Source organism: Sphingomonas yantingensis (assembly GCF_014199325.1).
Lineage (GTDB): Bacteria > Pseudomonadota > Alphaproteobacteria > Sphingomonadales > Sphingomonadaceae > Sphingomonas > Sphingomonas yantingensis.
Window position 1 is genome coordinate 1,035,846 of sequence record NZ_JACIJJ010000001.1, and the last position, 21,632, is coordinate 1,057,477.

Genomic DNA, 21,632 nt, shown 5'->3' on the forward strand with positions numbered 1-21,632 from the left:
GGCCTCAGGCGGCGCGTGCGACGACACAGGTCGCGCGAAGATCGGGGACCGAAGCGACGGGCGCGGCCGACAGACGCGTTTCCATCGCCTCGGCCGTCTTGTTGAACGCATCGAACACCGCGCCGAACTCGTCGCGCCGACGGTGCGAGATGCGAAGGGCAAAGCCGCTCCCAGCCGCCTCGACAAGGGCGCTACGCAACCGGCGCAGCGGCCGGGCGACCAGTGCGCCGCTAAGATAACCGACGCCGAGCACCGCCAGCATGACGATGCCCGCCAGCAGCGCCAGCATCGTGCGCGCCTGCGCCACCGCGCCGTCGAGCGCGGTGCGCTTGAGGACCAGATCGACGCGGCCGAACTCGATCCCGGCATAGTCGATCGGCCGGACGAAGCGGATGCCGGGGCCGCGCCCACGATCCGTGGCCTGCGTCGCGTCGCCGCCGAATGGCGGCTCGCTTGAGGGGGCGGCATAGGGGGTGCCGACGCGTCTCGGATCGGTGGCAGCGCGGACGGTGCCGTTCGCGTCGGCGACGACGATCTCGCGCACGTTCGCATCGCGTGCGGCGGCGGCGACGAAGGCCTGGAGCGGGGTCCAGTCCTGCTGCTCGGCCGGCAACCCAGCATTGTCCGCGGCGAGGACGGCGGCGTTGCTGGTGACGAACGAGGCGATCGTCTCGCCCGATACCACGGCCATCCGGTCGAGCGCACTTTCCTGCCGGTCGAGGATCGGCACGATGCTACCTGCCAGCGCGATCGCGGTGACGGTGGCCAGCGCGAGCGGCAGCTTGACGCGGAGTGGCAGGCCGCGGCGCGTGGGCTCTGCTTCCTTCGCCTGGCCGATCTCGCGGTCGAGTGCCGCGACGAGCTGCGTGCCGTCCTGGAACCGCGCCTCGGGCTTCTTCGACAGGAGTTTGTCGATGATGAAGGACAGGCCCGGCGGGCAGTCGCCGACGATGCGGCCGACCGGCTCGACCCGCTCCTGCGCGATCTGGATCGCGATGGTGGCAAGGCCGGTGCCGGGGAAGGCGACCTTGCCGGTCATCATCTCGTAAAGGACGACGCCGAGCGAAAACAGATCGGCGCGGTGATCGACGGGCAGGCCAAGCGCCTGTTCGGGGCTCATGTAGCGCGGCGTGCCGACGAGCTGGCCGGCATGGGTACGGCCGAGTTGCCCCGCATCCGCCTCTCCCAGCCGGGCGACGCCGAAATCGACGAGCTTCACCTGTCGCCCGTCGGCGGTCACTAGGATGTTCGATGGCTTCACGTCGCGGTGGACGATGCCCGCGCGATGCGCATAGGCGAGCGCGTCGGCCAGCTGGCGCGCGATTGACAGCACCCGCTCATAGGGCAGGCGCCCCTGCGCGGCGAGGAGCGCGTCGAGCGGCTGCCCCTCGACCAGTTCCATCGCGATATAGGCGACGCCCGACGCCTCGCCCGCGTCATAGATGGTGGCGATGTTCTGGTGGCTGAGCGCGCCCGCCGCCCGTGCCTCGCGAAGGAAGCGCGCCTCTAGGTCGGCATCGCGGGCGAAGTCGGGCTTCAGGATCTTGACCGCAACGGCACGGCCGATGTCGGGATCGTGGGCGCGATAGACTTCCGCCATCGCGCCTTCGCCCAGCAATCCCTCGATCCGATACCGTCCCAGCGTCTGCATGCCGTTCCCCTCCGGCCCGATACGCGGCCATCCGAAGTGCCGGCATTATCAATGCCGTGTTTAGATCGTCTTACCGCCGCGCCCTGACCGCTGCGGCGATCCGTTCGGCGCGGGCGAGGTCGCGCGCGATCGCCGGATTGCCCGGATCGAGCGCGGCGGCGCGGCGCAGCAGGCCGACCGCCTGACCCGCCTTGCCCGAGTTCAACGCCGCAAGACCGGCACCACGCGCGCGGGCCGCCGCGGCGGGATTGCGCGCTGGCGTCGCGGGGGCGGCAGGCGCTGGCTTCGGCCGTGCCGCCGGGGCGGGGGCCGGGCGCGTCGGCGCCGGATCGGGACGGCGCACCGGCGCGGGCGCCGGCGGCCGCGGCGGCTGGCCGGGGATGCGCAGCGCTGTGCCGACAGCCAGCGACGCGGGCACCTCGATCCTGTTGTAGCGGGCGAGCTGATACGCCTTCAGCCGGTTGCCGAGGAGCCGCGCGGCCAGACCCTGCATCGTGTCGCCCGGCTTCGTCACATAGGGATAGCTTTGCGGCCCGAGCAGGTCGACGGGATCACGCTCGATCGAATCGCGCAGCAGCAACAGGCTCGCGTTCATGGGATCACGCTTCAGCGCCGCGGCGATCCGCTTGCGCGCGAACTTCGCCTCGCCGCGATCGAGCATCGCCGCGATCGCGTCGACCTCGGCGGCGACACTGGCGCCGGCGGGGGGCGGCGGGGCCGCCTTCTCGACGCGCGGACCGCCGCCGCACGCCGCCAATGCCAGCGCGAGCGATGCCGCCCCCATCGTCCGCCACGTCATGCCCATAAACGCTCCTCAACTGTCGGTTTGTCGATCGCGGACGCCAGCCGCGCCGACAGCGCATCCTGGTCGCGAACGAAGGCCGCAAAGCTCGCGGGATCGAGCGGCGCGGCAAAGAAATAGCCCTGGAAATGGCGGCAGCCGTGGCGGTGGAGCCAGGCGACTTCCTCCGCCCGCTCCACGCCCTCGGCCAGTACCCGGATGCCGAGGCCGCGCCCCAGCGCAAGGATGCTCTGGCAGATAGCCTGCCGCTCACGGCTCGAATCGACGTGGCTGACGAACTCGCGGTCGATCTTGATCTTGTCGAAGGCGAGCGTGCGCAGCGTGCTGAAACTCGAATAACCGGTGCCGAAATCGTCGATCGCGACGCGCACGCCCATCGCGCGCAAGGCGTCGAAGGTCGCGCGCCCCGCCGCGCCGTCGCCCAAGGCGACGCTCTCGGTCAGTTCGATCTCGACCGCGTCAGGACCGACATTGTGGCGGGCGAGCGTGCGCGCGACCAGCCGGTCGAGATCGTGCGCCTCGAGCTGGCGACCCGACACGTTGACCGCGATGCGCAACCGGCCCAGCCCCTCGCGCCGCCACGCCGCGGCATGGCGGATCGCGGTGTTGAGCGCCCAGGTGCCGATTTCCGGCGCGAGGCCGCTTGCCTCCATCACCGGCACGAACTGGCCAGGAGAGACGAGGCCGCGGACCGGATGGCGCCAGCGGATCAGCGCCTCTGCTCCCACGACGCGCGCGGTCTCGGCATCGATCAGCGGCTGGAAGTCGAGGCGAAGCTCGCCGCGCTGGACCGCGTGGCGCAGGTCCTGCTCCATCCGATAGCGTTCGCGCGCGATCGCCTGGATGTCGATCGGCTGGGCGTCGGCGGCCCCGATCGGGGCCGAGAAGGCCGCGAGCGTGCGGGTCAGGATCAGTTCGGGCGCAGGATCGCCGCCGCCCAGCACCGCGTGCCGGACGCCGATCGCCGGCACGATCTCGCGCCCGCCCGCCGACAACCGGTCGCCCATCGCATAGGCCAGCGCCTCGATCTCAGCGATTGCGGCAGCGGGGGCTGCGTCGATCCAGACGGCGACGTGGCTGCGATCGACCTGCGCCACCAGGCGGCGCGCCCCGATCATCGCGACCATCCGGTGCGCCAGCAGGCGCAGCACCTCGTCCCCCAGATCGGGGTCGAACGCGCTCAGGCGATTGACGTCGGCCAGGGCAAAGATCGCCAGCGTGCCGCGTCTATCGGCGTGCATCCGCGCGATCAGCGGCTCCCGCGTGGGCAGTCCGGTAACGCCGTGGATCTGGGCAGCCCGGCCGCGCAGGTCGGCGAGTTCGCCAATCCGGCGCAGCAGCGCGTCGGGGGAGCGGGCGGCCCGCTCGCCGCCGATCACCGCGCTTGCGGCGACGATCAGGCGGCGCATCCGCCGCCGCTCGACATTCCAGAGGACGAGCATCGCCGCGGCACAGCAAAGGAGCGCAAGGCTGATCGCCGCCGCGCCGCCGCCGCTCAAGATTTGCCCCGCACTCATCCGGCCCGGCTTAACGGCGGAGCGTTGCCAAAGGCTTAGCAGGCTGTGTCCGCTATCGCGCACAGGCCCGCGCGCCGCGGGGCGGCGAGACGACGTATGCAGCTTGCGTTCAAGCGCGCGGGCGTATCAAAGCGACCGCAGAATAAAACGAACATTGAAAGGATGTTGCGGATGCGTGGATCGACGATCGCGAAGCTGGGCCTGGCCCTGATGGCGAGCACGCCGGCACTGGCGGGGCAGGCGGCACCCGACCCCGGCAAGCAGGCGTTCGCGCCCTGTGCGGCCTGTCATGCGATCACACCGGGCACCAAGCGCGTCGGCCCGTCGCTGCACGGCGTGGTCGGTCGCAAGGTCGCGAGCGCGCCGGGCTTCGCCTATTCGCCGGCGCTGAAGGCCAAGGGCACGGCGGCGTGGACGCCCGCCAATCTCGACGCCTTCCTCACCGACCCGCGCGCCTGGGCGCCGGGCAACAAGATGATGTACCAGGGTATCAAGGACCCCGCCAAGCGCGCGGCGATCATCAAATACCTGGCAACGCTGAAGTAAGTCCCGCGGGGACGCCCGCCGCTACGGCAGCAGCAGCGAGGCGTCCCCATAGGAATAGAAGCGATAGTCGTTCGCGATCGCATGCGCGTAAGCGGCCTGCATCGTCTCCAGCCCCATCAGCGCAGAGACCAGCATGAACAGCGTCGAGCGCGGCAGGTGGAAGTTGGTCATCAGGCCGTCGATGCCGCGAAAGCGATAGCCGGGGGTGATGAAGATCGCGGTGTCGCCCTCGAACGGGCGGATGACGCGGTCTTCGCCCGCGGCGCTTTCGATGAGGCGGAGGCTCGTGGTGCCGACGGCGATCACGCGGCCGCCGCTGGCGCGGACGGCGTTGAGGCGGTCGGCCGTGGCCGCATCGATGCGGCCCCATTCTGCGTGCATGGCGTGGTCGTCGGTGTCGTCCGCCTTGACCGGCAGGAAGGTACCCGCGCCGACGTGGAGCGTGAGCGTCGCGTGGCCGATTCCTGCCGCGTCGAGTGCCGACAAAAGCTCGGGCGTGAAATGCAGCGCTGCGGTGGGGGCGGCGACGGCGCCGGCTTCGCGCGCGAACATCGTCTGGTAATCGTCGGCGTCGCGCGCGTCGGTGGGGCGCTTGGCCGCGATATAGGGCGGGAGCGGCATCCGCCCCGCGCGTTCGAGCAGAAGCTCGACCGGCTCGTCCCCGGCGAAGTCGAGCGCGAAGCTGCCGTCCGCCGAGCGGTCGCTGGCAGTCGCGGTGACGCCCGCGCCGAAGTCGATCGCGTCCCCCTCGCGCAGCCGCTTGGCATTGCGGACGAAGGCGCGCCAGCGGCGCGGCCCCTCCCGCTTATGAAGCGTGGCGCCGATCCGAGCGTCGCCGCGCGTCCCCTCCAACTGGGCGGGAATGACCCGCGTGTCGTTGAAGACGAGGCAGTCGCCGGGACGCAGGCAGCCAGGCAAATCGCGGACGATCGCGTCGCGCACCTCGCCGCCTTCCACCACCAGCATCCGCGCGGCGTCGCGCGGGGAGGCGGGGCGAAGCGCGATCCGCTCGGGCGGCAGCGCGAAATCGAACAGGTCGACCTGCATTACTTCGTGCCGGGCAGCGTCACTTCCTTCTCGCCGGCGGGGAGGCCCGCGGCGGGGGCGGCGGGCGCCTGATAGGCCGGCGGATTGTCCGCGGCGATATAGGCGTGGAGGATGCGTGCCGGGTTCGCAGGCGGCTCGCCGCGCGGGATCGAATCGACATATTGCATGCCGTCGATGACGCGGCCGAACACGCTATAGTCCTTGTCGAGGCTGAGGCGCGGCACGAACATGATGAAGAACTGGCTGTTGGCGGTGTTCTGCGCGGCCTTCTTCTGCTCGGGCGTCGCGTCTTCGGGCGCGCCCTGGCGCGCGGCCGAGACGGCGCCGCGGACGTGCGGCAGATAGCTGAACTCGGCGGGCAGGTCGGGCAGGTCCGAGCCGCCCGAGCCGTCGCCCTTGGGATCGCCCGACTGGGCCATGAACCCCTCGATCACGCGGTGAAACAGGACACCGTCATAGAATTTGCGGCGGGTGAGCGTTTTGATCCGCTCGACCATCTGCGGCGCGACGTCGGGGCGCAGCCAGATGGTGACGCGCCCGCCCGTCGACAGGTCAAGCAGCCACAGATTCTCCTTGTCGGTGGTCGCCGGCGGCGCCTTTCGGCCGGGCACGGGGTTGTCGACGATCTGGGCGGCAGCAGGCATCGCGGCGCCAAGACCGACAAGCGCGAGAATCGAAAGAAGAAAACGCATGGTTACCCCGGAGGCGATCAGTCGGCGCGCGGGATAGACCAGTTTGGGGGCGGGGGGAATGGCCCCGTTTCAGGCGGCCTGGCGTGCCGCCGTCTCGCGGATCAGCGCGATCATGTTGGGAATGCCCTGCGTTCGGTTGGAGCTGAGCTGGTTGCGCAGGTCGAACGGGGCAAGCTCGCCCTCGATATCGGTCGCCAGGATCGCCTGCGGCACCTTGTCCTGCACCGCCAGCAGCACCAGCGCGATGATCCCCTTGGTGATCGCGGCATTGCTGTCAGCGAGGAAGTGAAGCGTCCCGTCGTCGCGCGGGGTCGGATAGACCCAGACCGACGCAGAGCAGCCGCGGACCAGAGTCGCGTCGGTCTTCAGCGCGTCGGGCATCGGCTCGAGATCGCGGCCGAGGTCGATGAGCAGGCGATAGCGGTCGTCGCTGTCGAGGAAGCCATATTCGTCGGCAAGGTCGGTGAGCGTCTGCATTCGGCCGCGCATAGCGGGGTGACGCAGGCGCGTCACCCCGGCCGAATGTTCAGGCGACCGGCTGGCCCGGCGCGATGCCCGGGCCGCCCGGCTGAGGCGAGGGCACGTCGATGTCGGGAGCGACCGGCGGCGTTTCTGCGGGCGGTGTCTCCGGGATACCGGGGTTGTTCGGCTCGGCGGGGGTGCCGGGATGCGGCGGTGCCTCGGACGGGGGTGCGGTGGGCTGGCCGGGCTGCGAGGGCTCTGCGGGCGCTTCCTGCGGGATTGGCGGTTCGACGGGCATCTGCTCTTCTCCTTCACCCCGCCAACGATCCCCGCGAACGGTGGTTGCCGCCGCCCTTGTCTGTGGTCCGCTTGCTGCTATAGAGCCGCGCTTGACCGGCGGTGTCCTCTCTCATGCGGGCGTGGCGGAACTGGTAGACGCAGCAGGTTTAGGTCCTGCCATCGCAAGATGTGGGGGTTCGAGTCCCTTCGCCCGCACCAGTCTCCGCCCCTTGACGAGGGGGATGCACCGCCATCCCGGTTTCAACCAGACGAAAGCGCGAGCCCGAAGAATGCAGACTGTCGAGACGTTGAACGAGGGGCTGAAGCGCGCCTACACGCTCACCATCACCGCCGGCGAGATCGACGGCCGTGTCGATGCCGAGGTGAAGCGCGTCGCCCCGCAGATCCGCATGCCCGGCTTCCGCCCCGGCAAGGTGCCCGCCAACCTCGTGCGCAAGATGCACGGCGAGGCGATCGCGCAGGAAGCGCTCAACACCTCGATTCAGGAAGGCATCCAGAAGCTGATCGCCGAAAAGCAGCTGCGTCCCGCGATGCAGCCGTCGGTCGAGCTGACGGAGGGCTATGCGCCCGGCAAGGACGCCGAAGTGAAGGTCGAGCTGGAGGTGCTGCCGCAGGTGCCCGCGCCCAAGATCGACGGCCTGAAGCTCGAGCGCCTCGTGGTGCCGGTCGCCGACGAGCGCGTCGACGAGCAGGTCGCGCAGCTCGCCAGCGGTCAGAAGCAGTGGGAAGATGCCGAGGGCCGTGCGGCGGAGACCGGCGACATGGTCGTCATGGACTTCGTCGGCAAGGTCGACGGCACGCCCTTCGACGGCGGCACGGGCGAGGACATGTCGGTCGAGATCGGCACCGGTCGCCTGATCCCCGGCTTCGAGGACCAGCTCGTCGGGGTGAAGGCTGGCGACGAGAAGCAGATCGAAGTGACCTTCCCCGAGGATTACGGCGTCGACACGCTGTCGGGCAAGCAGGCGACCTTCGACCTGACGATCAAGTCGGTGAAGACCGCGGGTGAGACCGTGATCGACGACGATTTCGCCAAGTCGCTGGGGCTCGAGGGTCTCGACCAGCTCAAGGGTCTGCTCCGCGGCCAGCTCGAGAACGAGACCGGTCAGCTCACCCGCACGCACATGAAGCGCAAGCTGCTCGACCAGCTCGCCGAGGGTCACGACTTCGAGGTGCCCCCCTCGATGGTCGAGGCAGAGTTCGCGCAGATCTGGCAGCAGCTGGAGCATGAGGCCGGTCACGAGGCCGATCCCGAGGCGGCGATGAAGGAGCTCGAGAGCGAGCGGGGCGACTATCGCAAGATCGCCGAGCGCCGCGTGCGCTTGGGCCTGCTCCTGTCGGAGATCGGCCAGGCGAACGGCGTCGAGGTCAGCCAGGCCGAGATGCAGCGCCTGATCGCGCAGGCCGCGCAGCAGTATCGCCCGGAGGACCGCGAGCGGTTCGTCCAGTATATCCAGCAGGAGCCGATGGCCGCCGCCCAGCTGCGTGCCCCGCTCTATGAGGACAAGGTCGTCGACTTCCTGTTCGACAAGGCCGAGGTCACCGACCGCGAAGTGACGCGCGAGGAGCTGGAAGCCGCGATCGAGGCCGAGGACGGTCAGGTGCCGCACGTCCATGGCCCCGACTGCGACCATGACCACGATCACGACCACAAGCCCGTCAAGAAGAAGGCGGCGGCCAAGAAGGCCAAGGCCGACGACGTGACCGAGGCCGAGGCCGAGGAAGCGCCTGCGCCGAAGAAGAAGGCCGCGGCCAAGAAGGCTGCCGAGACCACCGCCGAGGAGGCTCCGGCCACCGAGGAAGCGCCGAAGAAGAAGGCTGCGCCCAAGAAGAAGGCCGAAGCCGCCGAGGGCGATGCCCCCGCCGAGGCCGAAGCCCCGAAGAAGAAGGCGCCGGCCAAGAAGAAGGCGGCGGAGTGATTGCCCGCCCTCTTCCCGCGAGGGGGGAGGGCGGCGAGACTTGGCGGCGATGCCGCCTAGTTGCAGCGGGAGAGGGGGATGCCGCAGACGCGCCGCCCGCGGCCCCACCCTCATCCAAGCTTCGCTAGGTCGTTGGCGCGACCAAGCTGCGCTATCCTTCTCCCGTCGAGGGAGAAGGTTTGGGGGTGAAAGACGTGGCCGAACCCCGCATCGCGGTGATCCTACCCTGCTATAACGAGGAAGCCGCGATCGCGCAGACCGTGGCAGGTTTTCGCGCCGCGCTGCCCACCGCGCGCATCTATGTCTATGACAATAACAGCCGCGACCGGACGGTCGAGGTGGCCCGCGCCGCCGGGGCGATCGTGCGGACCGAGCGCGTGCAGGGCAAGGGCGCGGTGGTGCGGCGGATGTTCGCCGACGTCGATGCCGACGTCTATGTGATGGCCGACGGCGACGCGACCTATGACGCCGCCTCGGCTCCCGCGCTGGTCGCCCGCCTGCTCGATGAGCAGCTCGACATGGTCGTCGGCAGCCGCGTGCACGAGGCCGCCGCCGCCTATCGCCGCGGGCACCAGTTCGGGAACAAGGCGCTGACGGGGATGCTCGCTCGCCTGTTCGGGCGCAGCTTCACCGATATCCTGTCCGGCTACCGCGTCTTCTCGCGCCGGTTCGTCAAGAGCTTCCCCGCGCTGTCGGCGGGGTTCGAGATCGAAACCGAAATCAGCGTCCACGCGCTCGAACTCAAGATGCCGGTGGCGGAGGTGTCCACGCCCTATTTCGCGCGGCCCGAGGGGTCGGCATCGAAGCTGTCCACTTATGGCGATGGCTGGCGGATCGCGACGACGATCGCGACGCTCTATCGGATCGAGCGGCCGCTGTTGTTCTTCGGTGCAATCGGCGGGCTCCTCGCGCTGGTCGCGGTGCTGCTCGCGCTGCCGCTGGTGTTTACCTATCTCCAGACCGGCTTGGTGCCGCGCTTCCCGACGGCGATCCTCGCAACCGGCCTCATCATCCTGGCCTCGCTTTGCGGCTTTGCAGGACTGATCCTCGACACCGTGGTGCGCGGTCGGCGCGAGGTGCGGCGGCTCGCCTATCTGGCGCATCCGGCGCCCGGGACGGCGGATTGATCGACGCACCCTTGCGCGGTTTCACCCGAGCGCCGATGTAGGCGGGCGACACACAACCGAGCGGGATTTCCATGCACGACCCTTTGAGCGCTCTCCAGAACGCCCTCGTTCCCATCGTCATCGAGCAGTCGAGCCGCGGCGAGCGCAGCTTCGACATCTATTCGCGCCTGCTGCGCGAGCGGATCATCTTCGTCGTCGGCCCCGTCGAGGACCACATGGCCTCGCTCATCACCGCCCAGCTCCTGTTCCTCGAATCGGAAAATCCGAAGAAGGACATCTGGATGTACATCAACTCGCCAGGCGGCGTGGTGACCGCGGGCATGGCGATCCACGATACCATGCAGTACATCCGCCCGCGCGTCGGCACCGTCTGCATCGGTCAGGCCGCCTCGATGGGCAGCTTCCTCCTCGCCGCGGGTGAGCCGGGGCTGCGCGTCGCGCTCACCAATGCTCGCATCATGATCCACCAGCCCTCGGGCGGGGCACAGGGCATGGCGTCGGACATCGAGATCCAGGCCAAGGAAATCCTGCGCATCAAGCGGCGAATGAACGACCTCTACGTCAAGTACACCGGCAAGTCGCTGGAAGAGATCGAGCGGGCGATGGATCGCGACACCTTCCTGGAGGCCGACGAGGCCAAGGCCTTCGGCCTGGTCGACGAGGTGTACGAGAAGCGGCCGCAGCCGGCCGAGGACGCGTCGGCGACCTGAGCCGCTGCTTGACGTGGCTGGGGGGCATCCACATTTTGTTGATTGTCCCCCGGCATCGTGTGTGTAGTGTCGAGCGGCATATCTGACCGGCCGACACGCCGGGATCGGGACTTACGGGCGCCTCGCCGGATCAGGGGCTGAAAGGTTGCGCCGCCATGCCGGCGCAGATGGTGACTGAATGACGAAATTGAGCGGCGGCGACAGCAAGAGCACCCTTTACTGCTCGTTCTGCGGCAAGTCGCAGCATGAGGTGCGCAAGCTGATCGCCGGCCCGACGGTGTTCATCTGCGACGAGTGCGTCGAGCTGTGCAACGACATTATCCGCGAGGAGACCAAGTCGGCGCTCGTCAGCAAGAAGGACGGCGGCGTGCCGACGCCGCAGGAAATCTGCGACGTGTTAGACGATTACGTCATCGGCCAGAAGCGCGCCAAGCGCGTGCTGTCGGTGGCGGTGCACAACCACTACAAGCGGCTGAACCACGGGGCCAAGGGCGCCGATGTCGAACTGTCGAAGTCGAACATCCTGCTCGTCGGCCCGACCGGCTGCGGCAAGACGCTGCTGGCGCAGACGCTGGCGCGCATCCTCGACGTGCCGTTCACGATGGCCGATGCGACGACGCTGACCGAGGCGGGCTATGTCGGCGAGGATGTCGAGAACATCATCCTCAAGCTGCTCCAGGCGTCGGACTATAATGTCGAGCGGGCGCAGCGCGGCATCGTCTATATCGACGAGATCGACAAGATCAGCCGCAAGGCCGAGAACCCGTCGATCACGCGCGACGTGTCCGGCGAGGGCGTGCAGCAGGCGCTCCTGAAGCTGATGGAGGGCACCACCGCCTCCGTGCCGCCGCAGGGCGGGCGCAAGCACCCGCAGCAGGAGTTTCTGCAGGTCGACACGACGAACATCCTGTTCATTTGCGGCGGCGCGTTCAGTGGCCTCGACAAGATCATCGGCGATCGGCTTCAGGGCAAGTCGATCGGCTTCGGCGCCTATGTCGCCGCGCCGGAAGAGCGCCGGACGGGCGAGGTGCTGCGCCAGGTCGAGCCCGAGGATCTGCTCAAGTTCGGCCTGATCCCCGAGTTCGTCGGCCGCCTGCCGGTGATCGCAACGCTGGAGGACCTCGACATCTCGGCGTTGGTCAAGATCCTGACCGAGCCGAAGAACGCGCTGGTCAAACAGTATCAGAAGCTGTTCGACATGGAGGGCGTGAAGCTCGGCTTCAACGACGACGCGCTCAATGCCGTGTCGAAGCGCGCGATCGAGCGCAAGACCGGCGCTCGCGGGCTTCGCTCGATCCTCGAGGGCATCCTGCTCGATACGATGTTCGATCTGCCCAGCATGGACGGCGTCGACGAGGTGATGGTCGACAAGGACGTGGTCGAGGGCCGCAAGGAACCCGTCCGCGTCTATGCCAAGAAGGAAAAGGCCGGCGGTGCCGCCTGATTTGGCTTGATACCGATTAAGCGAAGAGGGGTGGTGGTCTATTGGCCGCCACCCTCTTTTATTTGCTCGATAGTTTGAAGCCTGCGCACTTCATCCGAAATGACGGTGCGCTGCCCTGATCCGCTCCGTTTTAACCATAAACGGTCGGCTCGCGTTAAGTGCGTCCGTCTGAAGACGCGACCTGCCGGCACGCATCGTCGGTGCTGGCGTGAAGGGCGTTCGTCTTGGGTATCACCTCGTCCGGCGGCTTCCTCGTGCCGCAAAGCCTTCGGATGCGGATCTTCGCGATCTGCTTCATCGGCACGCATATCCCGCTGCTCAGCTTCGTCGCGCGCGAGGCGATTCGGGGGCAGGTGGCGTGGGGCGATATCGGCATCCTGCTGGTCGCGACGCTGATCGGCACGGCCGGTGCGCTCTATGGCATCCATGCGCTGCTCTCGCCGCTCAAGCTGTCGATCGAGGGCGTCACGTCGATCGGGCGGGGCGAGCCGGTCAAGATCGGTTCCATCGCCGGCCCCGACGAGATCAGCGAGCTGTTGCGCCGGGTGAACGAGGCGGCGGCGTCGGTGCATTCGCGCCTGTCGATGCTCGACCAGGCCGCGCACCGCGATCCACTGACCGGCCTGCTCAATCGCCGCGGTTTCTTTGCCGAGATCGACCCCTTGTTCGCGGCGCATATCGGCGGGGCGTTCGCAATCCTCGATCTCGACCGATTCAAGGCGATCAACGACCGCTTCGGCCATCCGGCGGGCGATCAGGTGCTGCGCGACTTCGCCAATCGCCTCAGCGCCACCTGTCCGCGCGACGCGATCGTCGCACGGTGGGGCGGGGAGGAGTTCGTGGTCTACTTCCCGCGCACGGACGAGGCCGCCGCCAGGGCGACGCTGGATGCGATGCTGGCGGGCATTTCCGACAGCCCGGTCGGACCGCCGGGCCTGCCGCCCGTGACGTTCTCGGCCGGGCTGGTGGAGGCGGGCAGCGAGCCGATCGAGCGGACCGCCGAGCGCGCTGACGCCGCGCTCTATGCCGCGAAGGGTGCCGGCCGAGCGCAGGTGCTGGTCGAGCGGGATCTGGTCGCGCGCGCGGGGGAATGACTCATCTTCCTCTCCGGAACGGGGAGGGGGACAGCCGCAGGCGGTGGAGGGGGCGGGCCACCGGCGATGCGCTCGCGGCCGCCCCCGTCCGTCACGCTGCGCGTGCCACCTCCCCCTGACGGGGGAGGATTCAGGTGACTGGCGGCACCGTGTGCAGGCGGGGGAATACCGCCTCGACCGGCTTGGTGTCGGGCAGGATATAGACATAGCCGCCCTTGCGCCGGAAACCGGGCGCGAGCTGCTGCGCATAGAAGCCGCGCGGCACGTTGATGCAGCCGAAGGTGATGCGGTTGTCCTCGGGCGTCGGCGACAGCATCCGCTCGCGCCGCTTTTCCTTTGCGCCCGCGTCGGCAGGAATGGGGTGCAGCGCCACTGAAGTCGCATAGTCGACCCACAGCACTCGCTGCCCCGCCACCGGCAGCCCAAACTTCGCGAGATAGCGACCCGCCGGCGTCGTCTTTTCCGCCGGGCCGAGGTCGGCGAGTTTCTTCGTGCCGACGCCGGGGGAGGCTTCGTCCCCCGCCATGATGCCGATCAGCACGGGGACGGCGGCCACCTGCTTGCCCTTGCCGTCGAACATGAAGAGCGCGGCGTTCACCTTGTCGACGATCGCATAGGGCAGGCCGCGATTGTCGCCGGACGTGCCAACCCAAGCGGCGACGCGTGCGACCTCGGGCGAGGGAAGGATCGGCACCTCGACCTTTGCCGCGACGGGCGCCTTGGGCTTCGCTTTCGGCTTCTTCTTGGTCTGGGCGTCGGCGGGCGCGATCAGGGCGAGTGCCATCAGCGGCAGGATCAGGGTCTTCATGGCAGCACTCAAGAAAAAGGCCGGCCCTCCTGTCAAGGAAGGCCGGCCGAAACAGGCCGTGTCAGGCGATCAGGGGGCGATCAGTGACGCGGACGGCGCGCGGGGCGCTGCTCGACGGTGGTCAGGCGCTGCTCGGCGCTGTCGACGCGACCGGTCAGCTGGTCGATGCGCTGGCCGTTCTGCTGCGCCTGGCCCGAAGCCGCCTGTGCCTCTGCCAGCGCCTGCTTGGCGGTACCATCGGTCTGCTGCAGCTGCGTCTCGATCGTGGCGACGCGCTCGCTCACGGGCGCGATCTGCTCACGCACATACTTCTTGGTGGCGCAGCCGCTGACGCTGACGGCGCCGGCCAGCACGGCGATGGCGAGGAGGGGCTTGGACGCAAGTACGGACATCGGAAACCTTTCGAAATGAAACCGCTCTACGCGTGAGAGCCCGAGCGGCTGCGGTCGGGCAATCCGTCATCTGACCGGACGTGCTACTTCTCCGGCCAGTCGAAATCACGAAACGACAGGGCTCGGAACGGGGGCGTTCCGTCGCAGGCTTACTTCTTTCGTTTCGGCTTCGACTCGGCGAACGGGTCGAGGGGAATCGTGTCGTCGGTCGCTGGACGGGCCGCCGGGCCAGCTTTCGAAGCCGCAACGCAGCGCTTCAGCTCGGCGATCGCGGCCCCGGTGCCCTCCAGCGTAAGCCGCTCTACCGGCGTGTTGCCGCGGAAGATTGCGAGGCTGGTGGCGGCGGCGAATTGTCCGGGGAACTTTGCATCGAACGCCGCGACGAACCCCTGCTTGCCGCCCGAGGCGAGGCCGATCGCCGGCTGTTTCGGCAAGCGGCGGTTCGACAGGCGATAGTCGAGCGTCAGCCGGTCCTGCGGCTTGATCGACCAGTTCGCGTTGAGCAGCGTCAGCCGGTTCGACCCATCGGCGGACAGGCCGAACAACAGCGTCGTGTCGCCCTCGCGCGGATAGATGCGCGTCATGAAGCAGCCGTCGCCGTCGCGCGCGGCGGTGATCTTCCATTCGCCGATGTCGCGGGTGGTATAGCCCTGGGCAGGGGCGGCAAGGCTTATCAGGAGGAGGGATGCGATCATGGGTCCTTCTCGATCACGGACGCTGGCGCGATGCAAGCAACAGGCCGGCGGCCAGCTGGATGGCGGCATAGGCGCGGCGGCGGTTCGGGTGGCCGCGAAACGGCGCAACGAGCGTCTCGGCACCCATCGCATCCGCCTCCCACAAAGCGACGTGGCGCCGCGGCTGCAAGAGTCCCAGCAGGCCGTCGCCGATCATGAAGGTCGCGGCCATCTCGCCGGCTCTTCCCTTCCAGTTCGCCATGTTCGCGCCCTTTCACACTTCGTTACGAAACCAACGCGCGAGCGGGACATTCGTTTTCCGAGGATTCAAGACGGAGACATCATGATCGACACGGTGGCCGACGACATGCCGACCGCCGCGCCCGCCCCGGCGCGAAAGCTGCTCGACAAGCACATCCTGCCCGCATGGTCGCTGGCGATGCCGATCCTCGGCGCCATCGCGATCGTGATTTCGCTTGCGAAAATGGGATCGTTCGGTGTCGCGGCGGCGGGCCTCATCCTGATCGGCGCGGTCGTCGCGGCGGTGCATCATGCCGAGGTCGTGGCGCACCGGGTGGGCGAGCCGTTCGGCACGCTCGTCCTCGCCGTCGCGGTGACGGTGATCGAGGTGTCACTCATCATCTCGCTGATGACCTCGGGCGGGGGCGATGCGGCGACACTGGCGCGCGACACGGTGTTCGCGGCGATCATGATTATCCTCAACGGCATCGTCGGCATCTGCCTGCTCGTTGGCGGCGTCCGGCATCACGAGCAGGCGTTCGGGCTGAAGGGCGTGAGCGCCGCCCTGTGCGTGCTGGCGGCGATGGCGACGTTGAGCCTGATCCTGCCCAACTACACGCTGTCGGCGGCGGGGCCGTTCTTCACGACCTCACAGCTCATCTTCACCGCTTGTGTCTCGCTCGCGCTCTATGCGACGTTCGTGCTGATCCAGACGGTGCGGCACCGCGACTATTTCCTGCCCGCCGGGGATACCGGCGAGGACGAGGACAGCCATGCCGAGCCGCCGACCAATGCACAGGCGCTGGTGGCGTTCGGGATGCTGGTCCTAGCGCTGATTTCGGTCGTGCTACTCGCCAAGGCGCTGGCGCCGACGCTGGAGGCCGCGGTGCTGGGCGCGGGCCTGCCGATCGCGCTGGTGGGCGTCGCGATCGCCGCGCTGGTGCTGGCACCGGAGAGTTTGGCGGCGGTCAATGCGGCGCGGCGCAACCGCCTTCAGACCAGCCTCAACCTCGCGCTGGGGTCGGCATTGGCGACGATCGGGCTGACGATCCCCAGCGTGGCGATAGCATCGCTGTACCTCGAACTGCCGATCGCGCTCGGCATCGACGCGCGGGAGATCACGCTGCTCGCGCTGTCGATGATCGTCGCGGTGCTGTCGCTGGGTACGGGGCGGACGACGGTGCTTCAGGGCGTCGTCCATCTCCTCATCTTCGCGACGTTCCTGTTCACGACGATCGTGCCCTAGCTTCCTGCATCCGCTCGTAGGCGGGCAGGCGGCGGAGGACGCGCATCATCGGGTCGATCGTGACCGCCGCGCCAGCGGGGACGGCGATGCTGCCGCGGCTATTAGTCATCGGCAGCTTCTCGATCCGGCCGTCCACCTCGACCTCGACAGGCAGCGGGAAAGGCTTGCCGCCCGGTACGCGCCATTCGAGCGACAGGCGGCCGGGCGTGCGCGTCTCGACAAGGTCGGGGAGCGCTGCTTGGCGGAGATAGGCGTCGAGGAACCAGTCCATGTCGCGCCCCGTCACCTCTCGAACGATCCGACGATATTCGGCGGTCGAGGTGTAGCGCGGTACGAAATCGCCCGGCTTCGGATCGGGGCGGCCATAGACGAGGCGGCGGGTGATCTGCCCGAACGCCTTGTCGCCAACATACCCGCGCAGCGTGTGGAGCATCCACGCGCCCTTGAAATAGATGTCGCCGCCCGGCCCGTCCTTGTCGTTGTAGACCGCTTCCTCGTCGCGCGGCTGGCCCGAGACGATCGGATGGCGGTTGGCGACCCGCGCGCGCCCCTCGATCAACATTGCGATATAGCGGGCATAGCCTTCGCGGCGCAGGCCGTAGAGCGGCTGCATGTATTGCGCGTACCCCTCATGCAGCCAGAAATCGTCCCAGTTCGACACCGTCATCTGGTTGGCGAACCATTCGTGCGCGAACTCGTGATGGAACAGCCAGTCGAACCCCTCGGCCGACGGCTTGTAGCCGTTGCCATAGGCGTTGATCGTCTGGTGCTCCATGCCGAGATGCGGGGTCTCGACCACGCCCACCTTCTCCTCGGCGAAGGGGTAGGGGCCGACCTCGCGCTCGAAGAAGTCGATCGTCGGGCCGAACTCGGCAAACAGTCCGCGCGCTTTTTCGGCATTGCCTTTGAGGTGCCAGAAACGGAGCGGGATGTCGTTGCCATAGGCGCTGCGGTGCGTGCCCTTCATCTCCTCATAGGGGCCGATGTTGAGCGCGATCGCGTAGGTGTTGGGGTTCTTGGCCCGCCAGTTCCAGCGGGTGCGGCCGTCGGGCAGCGTGTCGACGCCGACCAGCCGGCCGTTCGACGGGGCCGACAGTCCCCTCGGCACGGTGATGTGCAGGTCGACGTTCTTCGGCTCGAACGTGGGCGCGTCGATGCACGGCCAGAACAGGTCGCAGCCCTCACCCTGCACCGCGGTCGCGATCCAGGGTTCGCCGGTCGGCGCCTTCGACCAGATGAAGCCGCCGTCCCACGGCGCGCGCACCGCGACGTGCGGCGCGCCGCCATAGGCGATGCGCGCCGTCACCTTCGTGCCGGCCGCGACAGGACGGGGCAAGTCGATTGTCATCCGCCCCTCCGGATTCCGCCACGCGCCTTTCGCCAGCGCCCGCCCGTCGATCGCGATCGCGGCGACCGGCAGGTTGCGGTCGAGGTCGATGACGAGCTTGGTCAGCGGTGCCTTCGCGGTGAAGGTGAGGAGCGCGACGCCGCTCAGCGCCTGTCGCTCGGGGAATATCTCGAACGACAGGTCGGCGGTTTCGAACGTCAGCTTCGCCTGTTCGGGGTCGATCGGCCCGCCCGACAGCGCGGTCTGCGCGGTGAGCGGCGGCTTGCCCGGATCGGGCGCGGCGGCGGTCAGCGCGAGTGCGACGAACGCCCCGGCGATCACCCGATTGATGGCTTGCGCGCGCACCCCATATAGGCTGCAAGTGGTGCCCCCTTCGGGTGCCGTCGGAGAATACATGAAGTCCAGCTACCCCGTATTGCCACTGCGCGATATCGTCGTTTTCCCGCACATGATCGTGCCGCTGTTCGTCGGCCGCGACAAGTCGGTCGCCGCGCTCGAGGCCGCCATGGCCGACGACAAGATGATCTTCCTCGTCGCGCAGCTCGATCCCGCCAACGACGATCCCGGCCGCGACGACCTTTACGACACCGGCGTCACCGCCGAGGTGCTCCAGCTCCTGAAGCTGCCCGACGGCACCGTTCGCGTGCTGGTAGGCGGGCGCGAGCGTGCGAACCTCGATACGCTGACGACCAACGACGGCTTCGTCCAGGCGACGGTCTCCGCAGTCGAGGAGAGCGAGGCTGATGGCACCGAGGTGCAGGCGCTGATGCGCTCGGTCGTCGACCAGTTCGAGAATTACGCCAAGCTCAACCGCAAGCTGCCCGCAGAAACTGCGGTGCAACTCGGTGAGTTGGACGATCCCTCACGCCTCGCCGATGCGGTCGCGGGCAACATCGCGGTCAAGGTCGCCGACAAGCAGTCGCTCTTGGTCGAAACCGATCCGCGCAAGCGGCTGGAGATGGTCTTCGCCTTCATGGAGGGCGAGCTCGGCGTGCTGCAGGTCGAGAAGAAGATCCGCAGCCGCGTGAAGCGGCAGATGGAGAAGACGCAGCGCGAATATTACCTCAACGAGCAGCTGAAGGCGATCCAGCGCGAACTCGGTAACGAGGGCGAGGAAGGCGAGGGCGACGAGCTCGCCGAGCTGACGCAGAAGATCGCGACGCTCAAGCTGTCGAAGGAAGCGCGCGCCAAGGCGCAGGGCGAGCTCAAGAAGCTCAAGACGATGGCGCCAATGTCGGCCGAGGCCACCGTCGTGCGCAATTATCTCGACGTGTTGCTCGGCCTGCCCTGGGGCAAGAAGTCGAAGCTCAAGAAGGATTTGGTCGAGGCCGAGAATATCCTGAACGGCGATCATTATGCGCTGGAGAAGGTCAAGGACCGGATCGTCGAGTATCTGGCGGTGCAGGCGCGGACCAACAAGCTGAAGGGGCCGATCCTGTGCCTCGTCGGCCCGCCGGGCGTCGGCAAGACGAGCCTGGGCCAGTCGATCGCCAAGGCGACGGGGCGCGAGTTCATCCGCCAGTCGCTGGGCGGCGTGCGCGACGAGGCCGAGATTCGCGGCCACCGGCGGACGTATATCGGCTCGCTGCCGGGCAAGATCGTCACCAACCTGAAGAAGGCCGGTGCGTCGAACCCGCTGTTCCTGCTCGACGAGATCGACAAGCTGGGCCAGGACTTTCGCGGTGATCCCGCCTCTGCGCTGCTCGAGGTGCTCGATCCCGAGCAGAACGCCAAGTTCAACGACCATTATCTCGAGATCGACATCGATCTGTCCGACGTGATGTTCGTGTGCACCGCGAACACGCTGAACCTGCCGCAGCCGCTGCTCGATCGGATGGAGATCATCCGCCTCGAGGGCTATACAGAGGACGAGAAGGTCGAGATCGCCGAGCGGCACCTGATCGCCAAGCAGATCGACGCGCATGGCCTGAAGGAAGGCGAGTTCGAGCTCACCAATGCGGGCCTGCGCGACCTGATCCGCTATTACACGCGAGAGGCGGGCGTCCGCACGCTGGAGCGCGAGATCGCCAAGCTCGCGAGGAAGGCGCTGCGCCGCATCCTCGAGGGCAAGGCGGTGCAGGTCACGGTGACACCCGAGAACCTCCACGAGTTCGCCGGGGTACGGAAGTACCGCTTCGGCATCGGCGAGGAGGAGCATCAGATCGGTGCGGTGACGGGTCTTGCCTGGACCGAGGTCGGCGGCGAGTTGCTGACGATCGAGAGCGTCACCGTGCCGGGCAAGGGCGCGATCAAGACGACCGGCAAGCTCGGCGACGTGATGAAGGAAAGCGTCGAGGCGGCGATGAGCTTCGTCAAGGCGCGCGCACCGACCTTCGGCATCAAGCCCAGCCTGTTCCTGCGCAAGGATATCCACGTCCACCTGCCCGAGGGTGCGGTGCCCAAGGACGGGCCGTCGGCGGGCATCGGCCTGGTCACTTCGATCGTCTCGACGCTGACCGGCGTGTCGGTGCGTAAGGACATTGCGATGACCGGCGAGGTGACCCTGAGGGGGCGCGTGCTGCCGATCGGCGGCCTCAAGGAAAAGCTGCTCGCGGCGCTGCGCGGCGGCATCACCACGGTGCTGATTCCCGAGGAGAACGAAAAGGACCTGGCGGAGATTCCCGCGGTCATCCGCGACGGGCTGAAGATCATCCCCGTGGCGCATGTCGACGAGGTGCTGCGCCTTGCCCTGACCGAGCCGCTGACGGCGATCGACTGGAGCGACTCGGACGAGCTGGCGGCACAGCCGCCCGCGGGCGTCGCGCCCGCGGCGGACCCGGTACGCCATTGATATGACCCGGACCGGGACGGGGCGCGCCGCGGCGCTCCCCGTTTCGCGGTTTTGGGGTCTATGCTGCGCCGCATCCTGCCGCAAACAGCCGCTTTTTCTTTGACAGCGCGGGCGGGGATGGGCCTACTGCCGCGCGCTCGCCGGCCACGGCGAATCCGTTCCGATTTATCCTAAAAAACAACACAGGGGTGTAGAGGGCAATGAACAAGCAAGAGCTGATCGCGCAGGTCGCCGACTTGTCGGGCCTGGCCAAAGGCGATGCGAGCAAGGCCGTGGAGGCCGTGTTCGATTCGATCTCCGCCGCGCTCAAAAAGGGTGACGAGGTCCGTCTCGTCGGTTTCGGCACCTTCTCGGTCAGCAAGCGCAAGGCGTCGACCGGCCGCAACCCGCGCACCGGCGAGCCGATGACGATCAAGGCGTCGTCGCAGCCGAAGTTCAAGGCGGGCAAGGTCCTGAAGGACTCGGTCAACTGATCCGCCGGCCCCGGCGCGCGATTGTCGCGGCCGGGCCGATTTCCGGGCTTTACAGGGGCGGCGACGCCGCCTAAACGCCCGGCTCCGATTTTGCCAACACCCCATGGGGCAAGGCATCGGGCGCGTAGCTCAGCGGTAGAGCACACCCTTCACACGGGTGGGGTCACAGGTTCAATCCCTGTCGCGCCCACCATGGATCAGGCCCGCCCGGCAATGCCGCGGCGGGCCTTTTTCGTTTATGCGATGCCTTCCACCCTCGTCGTTATCCCGGCGAAGGCTGGGATCGCCCGGTTCACTTACGATTGCCAGCGATCCCAGCTTTCGCTGGGATGACGCTGCGCGCAATCGG

21 protein-coding genes and 2 tRNA genes are annotated in these 21,632 nt (G+C 68.0%); 11 read left to right on the forward strand and 12 right to left on the reverse strand.

Features of this window, described 5'->3' with window-relative positions:
- Positions 1-4 precede the first annotated feature (4 nt).
- The 3 genes from FHR19_RS05260 to FHR19_RS05270 all read right to left on the reverse strand — a co-directional run bounded on the left by FHR19_RS05260 (position 5) and on the right by FHR19_RS05270 (position 3,970).
- On the reverse strand, positions 5-1,651 hold the full coding sequence (locus FHR19_RS05260) for a serine/threonine-protein kinase (protein WP_184025203.1): 1,647 nt from the start codon (positions 1,649-1,651) through the stop codon (positions 5-7).
- A 70-nt stretch (positions 1,652-1,721) separates the two neighbouring features.
- The gene (locus FHR19_RS05265) at positions 1,722-2,450 is read right to left on the reverse strand and encodes a LysM peptidoglycan-binding domain-containing protein (RefSeq protein ID WP_184025206.1); all 729 of its coding nucleotides are present in this window, start codon (positions 2,448-2,450) and stop codon (positions 1,722-1,724) included.
- Positions 2,447-3,970: a bifunctional diguanylate cyclase/phosphodiesterase gene (locus FHR19_RS05270; RefSeq protein WP_184025208.1), complete on the reverse strand. Its 1,524-nt coding sequence runs from the start codon at positions 3,968-3,970 to the stop codon at positions 2,447-2,449. Before FHR19_RS05270 ends, FHR19_RS05265 begins: the two co-directional genes overlap by 4 nt.
- Positions 3,971-4,141: 171 nt before the next feature.
- On the opposite strand from FHR19_RS05270, the gene FHR19_RS05275 reads away from it, so the two are divergent.
- On the forward strand, positions 4,142-4,516 hold the full coding sequence (locus FHR19_RS05275; RefSeq protein WP_184025211.1) for a c-type cytochrome: 375 nt from the start codon (positions 4,142-4,144) through the stop codon (positions 4,514-4,516).
- A 21-nt stretch (positions 4,517-4,537) separates the two neighbouring features.
- Here FHR19_RS05275 and queA read toward each other — a convergent pair whose 3' ends face one another.
- The 4 genes from queA to FHR19_RS05295 all read right to left on the reverse strand — a co-directional run bounded on the left by queA (position 4,538) and on the right by FHR19_RS05295 (position 7,015).
- Positions 4,538-5,563 (reverse strand): tRNA preQ1(34) S-adenosylmethionine ribosyltransferase-isomerase QueA, encoded by a 1,026-nt coding sequence (gene queA / locus FHR19_RS05280; protein WP_184025214.1) that lies wholly within the window; start codon positions 5,561-5,563, stop codon positions 4,538-4,540.
- Positions 5,563-6,255 (reverse strand): peptidylprolyl isomerase, encoded by a 693-nt coding sequence (locus tag FHR19_RS05285; protein ID WP_184025217.1) that lies wholly within the window; start codon positions 6,253-6,255, stop codon positions 5,563-5,565. The genes queA and FHR19_RS05285 overlap by 1 nt, the downstream gene beginning before the upstream one ends.
- Before the next feature lie 69 nt (positions 6,256-6,324).
- Positions 6,325-6,732: a SufE family protein gene (locus FHR19_RS05290; protein ID WP_184025220.1), complete on the reverse strand. Its 408-nt coding sequence runs from the start codon at positions 6,730-6,732 to the stop codon at positions 6,325-6,327.
- Between the two features lie 49 nt (positions 6,733-6,781).
- On the reverse strand, positions 6,782-7,015 hold the full coding sequence (locus tag FHR19_RS05295) for a hypothetical protein (RefSeq protein WP_184025223.1): 234 nt from the start codon (positions 7,013-7,015) through the stop codon (positions 6,782-6,784).
- Positions 7,016-7,130: 115 nt separating this feature from the next.
- On the opposite strand from FHR19_RS05295, the gene FHR19_RS05300 reads away from it, so the two are divergent.
- From FHR19_RS05300 to FHR19_RS05325, 6 genes are all read left to right on the forward strand, one after another.
- Positions 7,131-7,215, forward strand: a tRNA-Leu gene (locus FHR19_RS05300).
- Positions 7,216-7,286: 71 nt separating this feature from the next.
- The gene (gene tig, locus FHR19_RS05305) at positions 7,287-8,936 is read left to right on the forward strand and encodes a trigger factor (RefSeq protein WP_184025226.1); all 1,650 of its coding nucleotides are present in this window, start codon (positions 7,287-7,289) and stop codon (positions 8,934-8,936) included.
- Between the two features lie 185 nt (positions 8,937-9,121).
- The gene (locus FHR19_RS05310) at positions 9,122-10,063 is read left to right on the forward strand and encodes a glycosyltransferase (RefSeq protein ID WP_184025229.1); all 942 of its coding nucleotides are present in this window, start codon (positions 9,122-9,124) and stop codon (positions 10,061-10,063) included.
- A 71-nt stretch (positions 10,064-10,134) separates the two neighbouring features.
- Positions 10,135-10,773, forward strand: coding sequence for an ATP-dependent Clp protease proteolytic subunit (locus FHR19_RS05315; protein ID WP_184025232.1), 639 nt, complete (start codon positions 10,135-10,137; stop codon positions 10,771-10,773).
- 178 nt (positions 10,774-10,951) lie between these two features.
- Positions 10,952-12,217, forward strand: a complete 1,266-nt coding sequence (gene clpX, locus FHR19_RS05320; protein WP_184025235.1) for an ATP-dependent Clp protease ATP-binding subunit ClpX — start codon at positions 10,952-10,954, stop codon at positions 12,215-12,217.
- 224 nt (positions 12,218-12,441) lie between these two features.
- Positions 12,442-13,311 carry a sensor domain-containing diguanylate cyclase gene (locus tag FHR19_RS05325; RefSeq protein WP_184025238.1) on the forward strand — a complete coding sequence of 290 codons (870 nt, stop codon included), beginning with the start codon at positions 12,442-12,444 and terminating at the stop codon, positions 13,309-13,311.
- Between the two features lie 130 nt (positions 13,312-13,441).
- Here FHR19_RS05325 and FHR19_RS05330 read toward each other — a convergent pair whose 3' ends face one another.
- The 4 genes from FHR19_RS05330 to FHR19_RS05345 form a co-directional block, all read right to left on the reverse strand.
- Positions 13,442-14,119, reverse strand: a complete 678-nt coding sequence (locus FHR19_RS05330) for a hypothetical protein (RefSeq protein WP_184025241.1) — start codon at positions 14,117-14,119, stop codon at positions 13,442-13,444.
- Between the two features lie 80 nt (positions 14,120-14,199).
- Complete coding sequence (locus tag FHR19_RS05335; protein WP_184025244.1) at positions 14,200-14,511, reverse strand: hypothetical protein; 312 nt, start codon at positions 14,509-14,511, stop codon at positions 14,200-14,202.
- 149 nt (positions 14,512-14,660) lie between these two features.
- Positions 14,661-15,206 carry a hypothetical protein gene (locus tag FHR19_RS05340; protein ID WP_184025247.1) on the reverse strand — a complete coding sequence of 182 codons (546 nt, stop codon included), beginning with the start codon at positions 15,204-15,206 and terminating at the stop codon, positions 14,661-14,663.
- A 13-nt stretch (positions 15,207-15,219) separates the two neighbouring features.
- Positions 15,220-15,447: a hypothetical protein gene (locus tag FHR19_RS05345; RefSeq protein ID WP_184025250.1), complete on the reverse strand. Its 228-nt coding sequence runs from the start codon at positions 15,445-15,447 to the stop codon at positions 15,220-15,222.
- 81 nt (positions 15,448-15,528) lie between these two features.
- On the opposite strand from FHR19_RS05345, the gene FHR19_RS05350 reads away from it, so the two are divergent.
- The gene (locus tag FHR19_RS05350; RefSeq protein WP_246359289.1) at positions 15,529-16,671 is read left to right on the forward strand and encodes a calcium:cation antiporter; all 1,143 of its coding nucleotides are present in this window, start codon (positions 15,529-15,531) and stop codon (positions 16,669-16,671) included.
- On the opposite strand, the gene FHR19_RS05355 is transcribed toward FHR19_RS05350, so the two are convergent.
- Positions 16,652-18,364 carry a M1 family metallopeptidase gene (locus tag FHR19_RS05355; protein ID WP_343053170.1) on the reverse strand — a complete coding sequence of 571 codons (1,713 nt, stop codon included), beginning with the start codon at positions 18,362-18,364 and terminating at the stop codon, positions 16,652-16,654. The two genes, FHR19_RS05350 and FHR19_RS05355, sit on opposite strands and share 20 nt — an antisense overlap.
- Before the next feature lie 49 nt (positions 18,365-18,413).
- Between FHR19_RS05355 and lon the strand changes: the two genes are divergently transcribed.
- The 3 genes from lon (at position 18,414) to FHR19_RS05370 (ending at position 21,476) form a co-directional block, all read left to right on the forward strand.
- Complete coding sequence (gene lon / locus FHR19_RS05360; protein WP_184025256.1) at positions 18,414-20,810, forward strand: endopeptidase La; 2,397 nt, start codon at positions 18,414-18,416, stop codon at positions 20,808-20,810.
- A gap of 200 nt (positions 20,811-21,010) precedes the next feature.
- A complete protein-coding gene (locus tag FHR19_RS05365) occupies positions 21,011-21,283 on the forward strand; it encodes an HU family DNA-binding protein (protein WP_184025259.1) in 273 nt (90 codons plus the stop codon).
- A 118-nt stretch (positions 21,284-21,401) separates the two neighbouring features.
- Positions 21,402-21,476 (forward strand) — tRNA-Val (locus FHR19_RS05370).
- Positions 21,477-21,632 lie beyond the last annotated feature (156 nt).